This is a genomic window from Nostoc flagelliforme FACHB-838 (assembly GCF_014698065.1).
Lineage (GTDB): Bacteria > Cyanobacteriota > Cyanobacteriia > Cyanobacteriales > Nostocaceae > Nostoc > Nostoc flagelliforme_B.
The window spans coordinates 1-6,907 of record NZ_JACJSI010000314.1; the positions used below are offsets into that span (position 1 = coordinate 1).

6 protein-coding genes are annotated in these 6,907 nt (G+C 41.6%); 2 read left to right on the forward strand and 4 right to left on the reverse strand.

Annotated elements, in window-relative coordinates; all coding sequences use genetic code 11:
- From H6G97_RS51985 to H6G97_RS42030, 4 genes are all read right to left on the reverse strand, one after another.
- Positions 1 to 236 (reverse strand): hypothetical protein (locus tag H6G97_RS51985; protein ID WP_206759160.1); only part of this gene is annotated, 236 nt, incomplete at its 3' end.
- A 4-nt stretch (positions 237 to 240) separates the two neighbouring features.
- Positions 241 to 2,004: an SWIM zinc finger family protein gene (locus H6G97_RS42020; RefSeq protein WP_190946489.1), complete on the reverse strand. Its 1,764-nt coding sequence runs from the start codon at positions 2,002 to 2,004 to the stop codon at positions 241 to 243.
- 485 nt (positions 2,005 to 2,489) lie between these two features.
- Positions 2,490 to 2,738 (reverse strand): hypothetical protein, encoded by a 249-nt coding sequence (locus H6G97_RS42025; RefSeq protein ID WP_190946493.1) that lies wholly within the window; start codon positions 2,736 to 2,738, stop codon positions 2,490 to 2,492.
- 467 nt (positions 2,739 to 3,205) lie between these two features.
- The gene (locus H6G97_RS42030) at positions 3,206 to 4,156 is read right to left on the reverse strand and encodes an RpoD/SigA family RNA polymerase sigma factor (RefSeq protein ID WP_190946490.1); all 951 of its coding nucleotides are present in this window, start codon (positions 4,154 to 4,156) and stop codon (positions 3,206 to 3,208) included.
- A 369-nt stretch (positions 4,157 to 4,525) separates the two neighbouring features.
- Here H6G97_RS42030 and H6G97_RS42035 point away from each other — a divergent pair, with 369 nt between their 5' ends.
- Both H6G97_RS42035 and H6G97_RS42040 read left to right on the forward strand, forming a co-directional pair.
- Entirely contained in the window at positions 4,526 to 4,975 is a 450-nt protein-coding gene (locus tag H6G97_RS42035) for a hypothetical protein (RefSeq protein ID WP_190946491.1), read from the forward strand.
- A 145-nt stretch (positions 4,976 to 5,120) separates the two neighbouring features.
- A partial coding sequence (locus tag H6G97_RS42040; protein WP_190946492.1) for a strawberry notch-like NTP hydrolase domain-containing protein occupies positions 5,121 to 6,907 on the forward strand: 1,787 nt, incomplete at its 3' end.

The following is a 6,907-nucleotide window of genomic DNA, read 5'->3' on the forward strand; positions in this document are numbered from 1 at the left end:
AAACCTGCTTTTAGCAATTTATCAATTTGAGGGCTAAGGGTTTTAGTACCCCAAGGTTTATTCTTTTCATCTAAAGCGCCAGTCTTACTAATACAACTTACGAAGGAATTTTTATCTATCGGTGCATAAATTACCGAAAATAACTGAACAATTTTTTGTAAGGAAGGATGTAACTCGAAGTATATCTGGGCGAGTTTGGTTTGCAGTTTTGTGGTATCATTCGCCAAATTAATCATACTATTAATTCAGTTCTTTAAATAATTTCATTAATTTACGTTTACGTCCATGAGCCGCTTCTAATTTTGAGCGATAAGCAGACCATTCAGCTTTTTTCCCTAGTTCAATATAACCAGCTTTGACTTTTTTTAGCCAATTAACCGCAGCGTCATAACGGTCAGCTTTTCCTTGTTCCATAATGGGTTCTGCCCGTCTGCAAGCGTTATCAATTACCCAATCTGGACGATGGGAAACTGCTGCATCCATGACTCGATGAACCAGTTTGGAATCATAGTAAGTATCTCTCTCTACTGTTTTAATTGCATCATCAGTTAATCCTTCATGGAGAAAAATATCGACTTGAGCTTCTCTTGTTCCCCAATCTGGCTGATCTCGCAGTGTTTGCAGTAAATCTTGTTTGAGCGTCAACCAAGTTTCTCCTGCATAGTCTTGAATCTTACCATAGTCTCGAAACGATGGTCTGATTTTAAAAGCAATGATGCTGGCAGTTAACGCAGTGGCATTATCTTCTAATCCTTGGGCTAAATCACTTGTCCAAGTAGCAAATTCATACAAACAGTTACCTGGTAAATTTATACCAGCAATACATATTTCTAACGCTTCAACCAAATACCCATCTTCTCGCAATATTTTTGCCAATGCAAAACCCTCTTCTGCTTTTTCCATCAGGATTTTAGCCGCAGACATGGCTGATTCTACTCTTCCCAAAGCTGCTAATTGCGTTAGGTATTGCAGAGTCATTTCTTCTGCTAAAGCTAGATTTAAATACTCTGTGTAACGATTTTGACGTTCAAGAATTTGCAAGCGAATCAATGCTAAATCATCAGCAAAGCTTGGTCGTTCATTTTCCCAAAGTTCTGCGGTATCATCTCCTTGCATAATTTCTTGCAGTGGTTCATAATCCCAACCTTGACGCAATGCTTCTAAACTCATACTAAAGTCTGCACTGATTTCGTCTTGCCATGATTCCAACATCAACTGCAAATCTACTATTTCTCCTGTAGACATTTCTGCACACAAAATTGCTTCTGTCCACGCGCTATCAAGAGGTTCTACGATGGAATAACTGTCTCCACCGTAATCTAGCAACTCGTCCCATTCTTGGGCATAAGTTTCGGTAATAGCTTCGAGAATTGCGATGGCATTATTGCCATCTCCATTTTCTGCTAACTCTCGCGCTTTCTCAATTACAACCAGTAAATCATCTGTAAATGGGTCTTCTTCTGAACCATACTCTAATTCTTTCAATCCATCCTGCAGAATCCGCTTGACATGAGAGCGAAAAGGTGACGTGTCAATTTTGCTTTGACGGGTAGAAGACTGTTTTGTTTTTGGTTTTGGCAAGTCTATTAAACTTACAAACTCATCAATATCATCAATTAGTTCTGGTCTATTTTCCACCAGTTCTTGCAGTAATCGCTGTGTTTGAAGAATATCAAGGCGATTTAATAATTGTTCTAGTGTTGAACGTTCTTCAATCCTATCTGATTGACGCGAACAGCTTAATAAGGTGGCAACAATATGTTTGCACCAACCATCATAATCATAAGGGCAAGTACAACTTGCTGAGGTAATTCCACCTGCATCAAAACGAATACTGACTTGATATGGTGTAATTTCGCCACCTTCTACCTCTGCTTGAATCAAATTACCTCGTTTTTTTAAATCGGCAATCGCACCCCTGCGGTAATATTCTTCACCACGACTGTAGGATGAAGCGTTGGAGTTATGACGTATTATTGCTTCAGAAATTTCTGGAATCGACATAGCACCCAAGTCTTTTATTTTTAGCTTACGCTTAAACTGCCTTTATTTCCTCTTGGGTCTGTATCCCGCTTAAATCCAATCCTAGTCAATTGGAATTGATTCAAGTCAGTCGAAAAACCCTTGTCTAGCAAGGAATACAAGTTTTAGGTGAAGAACGGAATTATTAGCCCACACACCTGAAGACGAGCAGTTTCCAACGGGAGCTTTCGCCTACGCACGTGTATTTGTAGTTCGTTGGTCGGCAAAAACTTAATCATGATTCCCATAAACCACAGTCGCCGAAATCTTCAAGTACCCTGCATCACGGCTATAACCCAATGTTTTGCCAATCAAACTAAGAACCTGATAGGGGACGAGGTCTTTGCACAGTTTGCACCTCCTGAATGACTCCTAAACATTAGAGTTACTTTTTACCAGTTTGAGTTAAGTTGGGCGAATAAGCGCACTCTTCACTCACTTTCGTGCGCTCACTCAAAACCAACAAATCACCCAGCTATATCCTTCCCACTCTTGTAGTTCATAGCTCTGGGTTTCCTCTTGCCTATAGGGACTACTGATTTCTTGGGTGCTTGTGGCGGACGGCATTGCTCACAGTAGAGCGGTCGTACACCAAAGGTTTCTCGTTGTGTGGGCTGTTCACACTGCTTACATACGAAGTTAAAAACGCGAGTATGAATTTCCCGCTTGTGCGCTCTAACGGTGTACTCTCGGACATCAATTGTTTTGCTGGGCATCGGTTCTGTAATCGGTGTTCTATTTATAAGGATAGTTTCTGGTATCAATATATTCATGCATCATTTGATTGAAACAGTAACAAAAACAAGTACCAAGTCGGAAGTCGCAAGTCACAAGTAAGATAAAAAACTCCAGTTGTGGAATACAAGTCCACTTCAAAAAAAGAATTATGTCAATACATTTAGTACCAGACATAAAGTGTCCTTGTTTCAAGCTCACGACAACAGTTGTCGGTACACTTGCGATTTGCGACTTGTAACTTGCTACTGGGTCTGACAATCTGATGGTTTTTCGCCAGGGATTAAGCAGAGGCGATTGCCACCGACTCATGACGGATACGCGATCACACTCCTGATAGCCGCAATTGGAAGCATCTTTAACAGCAGTGGCGATTTGTTTCCAGCCTTTGGAGTAGCCAGTTCGACTTATATAAATGAAACTAGAGTCCAACAACCCTTAGTTAGTCCTAATTAAGAAAATAGTCTTTGATCTTGTTTTGATGAGAGCGCAAAATAGAGAGAGCAAGATGTTCAGTCTTACGAACTGTTTCCCGACTAAGATTTAGGCGTTTTGCAACTTGACTCAAAGTAAGTTCCTGATTATCTTCCAATCCAAAACGTAAAGTCAATACTTCTCGCTGCCTTGGATTGAGCAATGCCAGCAACTTGCTCAAGTCTTGGTGTAAAAGCTCAAGAGTTATTTGCTCATCTAGGGAATTACCATCCATCGGTAAAATATCGGCTAGTTCAGTTTCACGCTCATCCCCAACTCGCATTTCTAGCGAAACTGGAGTACGGGAAACGTGAAGGTATTCCCGTATTTGATTGGGCAATAGATTTAAGGATTCGGCAATTTCTGCTACAACTGGAGGACGACCCAAAGACTGAGACAGTTGCTGCTGTACTCTCCTGATTTTGTTTAATTTCTCATTGATATGGATTGGCAGACGGATAGTAGGAGACTTTTCTCCAATCGCCCGTGTAATTGACTGCTTAATCCACCAGTAAACGTAGGTTGATAGTTTATAGCCTCGGTTGGGATCAAACTTTTCGATTCCCTTTTGTAAACCCAGTGCCCCTTCTTGGAGCAAATCGAGAAAATCTAAATTGTGATTCTGATATTTCTTGGTAACAGAAACCACCAGGCGTAGATTAGCAGTCACCATTTTCTCTTTAGCTTTTTGACCTTGTTGAATGATTGATTGTACTTCAGTATCGCTTTGCCCAAGCAAGGTGGCTAATTCTTTTGCAGTTGGTTGGCGATTTAATTGAAGTGCGAGGCTTGAGCGTTGTTCTTCACTAGCCATCATCTGCTGCACAAGCCTAGCATTTGTAATCTCTTGCTCAGGAGTTAGCAGAGGGTAGCGTCCGATTTCTTTGAGGTAGGAGCGAACTAAGTCGGTAGTTGGATTGGGCATACTTTTAATTAATTGTGAGGACTGCTTTTATTTTTCGTTTAAGTCAAATTTTTTATTTCAAGAGTTAGCTAACAAATCAAATCTTAATCATAGACTTAACTCTAACGTTTATCTTTGAGCAAATTTATAAACATAATACTTGAAATCTTTAAGTAAGTAAACGCTAAAATGTACTTTATTTTGTAAATAAATTTTAAAGCAATGGAGAAGTTTAGTTGGATTAAATTAGAGGTACGCTACGCTAAATTTAGAGTGAAGTCCTCTCTTGAAGAGAGGAGATGTTCAAATCCGCTTCACATTTGGACAAGGCTCAAATCCGCTTTGCGTAAATCAATTGAAAATTACAAATATTTAGTTGAGAAAAAAATCATGGATATCCAATCTCTACTCACCTTGGCAATCGTAGCCATCTTTTGGGCATTCGTTACTCTCGTTATGTTCCAGTTCATTAATGGACTATTTGTATCGGCTGCTTACGCTAGTAATGTGGTTTCGGTTAGCAATGGAAATATAGCCGCTTCTATAATCCCATCAGTATCAAAAGTAATCACATCAGAACAAGTTCAGACTTTTGAAAAATTGCCAGATCCTTGGGCGTTAGATGATGAAGTTGTTCATCGCACAAGTAATGAAGCAGTTATTCTCTCATTCCCTACATTGAGATTGCTGCCTCCAATTAAAGAAATTTCACCACAACCAAAACGTACTACTCGTTCAAGCAAAGCTAACAATGCTGCCAACAAGCCACCGAAAACTAAAAAGGCTGATGTAAATTCTTCAGACAAGCGCAAGCCAGGTAGACCGCGTAAAGCTGGTTAATTCGCTTTTTAATTATCGTCCGATCACCGAAGAATAAATGTCTGAAGGTTTAAAAGTTTAAATGAGGCTAGTAATAGCCTCATTTATTAATAAGAAAAAGGCTTCGCCATAGCAAGAGTGAAAAAATAATATTGTGAGTGATGCAATGGTACAGCAACTTTTCACTCAAGGTTCTTTATTCGATTTGCAAACAGTAATCGATTATGGGCAGTCAGTTATTAATGTTGCCCAAGAGCTTGCAAAAGTTTTAATAGATAATCGCCCTCTCTCTACGAAAACTGTTTCTTCCCAGATGAATCGCTACTTTCTAGGCACTGCCGCGTCTGGTGCATGGCTATGGAAAGATGCTTACGAAGCAGTGGAAGTGGCGCAAATATTATATCTGCGCCAAAAAGGTTACAAGCTTTTATTGGAGTCGCCGCTAACAGTATTATTGGAATTGGAGAAGTTAGTAGCCCTCTGCCCAACCCAAACACGGCGCAGTGAAGAGTCAGTACAGCTTCAGCAATTCTCGGCACCTCTGCCCCTTGCTTATCTGGTAGCCAAAGCAGGATTTATAAAGGCTGATGATTTAGTGCTTGAACCCAGTGCCGGAACTGGTCTATTGGCACAAATGGCTAAACTGCACAGTGCAAGTCTGATGCTCAACGAACTCGCACCCGACAGAAGTAAGATTCTGCGTCGGCTGTTCCCTGGCACACCATTATTCTCAGTAAACGCGGAACAGATCAACGACTATCTGGTTGGCAAGACTCAGCCCTCAGTTGTGCTGATGAATCCACCTTTCTGTGCATCTCCCAAAATCAGCAGTCGCAATCCCGACGCAACAAAGAGCCACATCAACTCGGCATTGCAAAGACTGGCTGACGGTGGACGATTGGTAACAATCACAGCCAATTGGTTCTCTCCCAATAATCCTACTTGGCGAGAAACTTTCCATCAGTGGCAAGAGAAAGCACGAGTTCTACTGTCTGTTGGGGTCAACGGCAAAGTGTACTCAAAACATGGGACGACGATGGAAACCCGAATTACGGTAATCGATAAAGTTCCGGCTGATAATCACAGGCAAATCCCCTGTATTCCCGAAACCTTGGACTTGCCCGAACTGCTAGCGTTGATTGAGCATTTGCCACAGCGATCTTCGTGGGAACGCTCAGATATCAAAGCTACTGCGAGAGCAAAAGTTGTTCAATTGCCATTCCGTACTACAGTTGCACAACCAGAAACAGTTTCCTCTCTTCCAGACGATGTAGTAGTGCTGGAATATGAGATTATCGAGTGGACGGCTAGTGAGGGTTTAAAAGATACCCTATATGAAACCTATCGCCCACAGCGAATCCGAATCAAGGACGCTTTATCTCATCCCTCGCTACTTTGTGAGAGTGCAGCCCTAGCACTTGTCTCGCCACCAGCACCAACTTATAAACCGCATCTTCCTAGAAACATTATCACACAAGGCTTGTTATCAGAGGCACAACTTGAAAGCGTTATTTACGCAGGTCAGGCGCACTGTGAATTTCTGTCTGGGTCTTATATTGTCGATGATTCTTGGGATAATGTGACTGTAGCGGCTCAAGGCGAAGAAAATGCTGTTAGATTTCGCCGTGGCTGGTTCCTTGGTGATGGGACGGGAGCGGGGAAAGGAAGACAGTGTGCAGGAATCATTCTCGACAACTGGTGTCAGGGGCGCTCTAAAGCCATTTGGGTATCCAAAAGTTCTGCTTTAATTGAAGATGCCCGTAGAGACTGGTGTGCTTTAGGAGGTGATGCAAAAGACATTATCGACCTGAGCAACATCAAACTTGGCGACCCCATCCCTTTCACCCAAGGCATTCTGTTCTGCACGTACTCAACTCTACGTTCTCAAAAGAATGGTAAAAGTCGGCTCAAGCAAATCGTTGAATGGGCAGGCAAGGACTTTGAGGGAGCAAT

Coding starts and splice junctions, on each gene's coding strand:
- H6G97_RS42020 (WP_190946489.1), bottom strand. CDS start 2,004: ATGTCGATTCCAGAAATTTCTGAAGCAATAATACGTCATAACTCCAAC.
- H6G97_RS42025 (WP_190946493.1), bottom strand. CDS start 2,738: ATGCCCAGCAAAACAATTGATGTCCGAGAGTACACCGTTAGAGCGCAC.
- H6G97_RS42030 (WP_190946490.1), bottom strand. CDS start 4,156: ATGCCCAATCCAACTACCGACTTAGTTCGCTCCTACCTCAAAGAAATC.
- H6G97_RS42035 (WP_190946491.1), top strand. CDS start 4,526: ATGGATATCCAATCTCTACTCACCTTGGCAATCGTAGCCATCTTTTGG.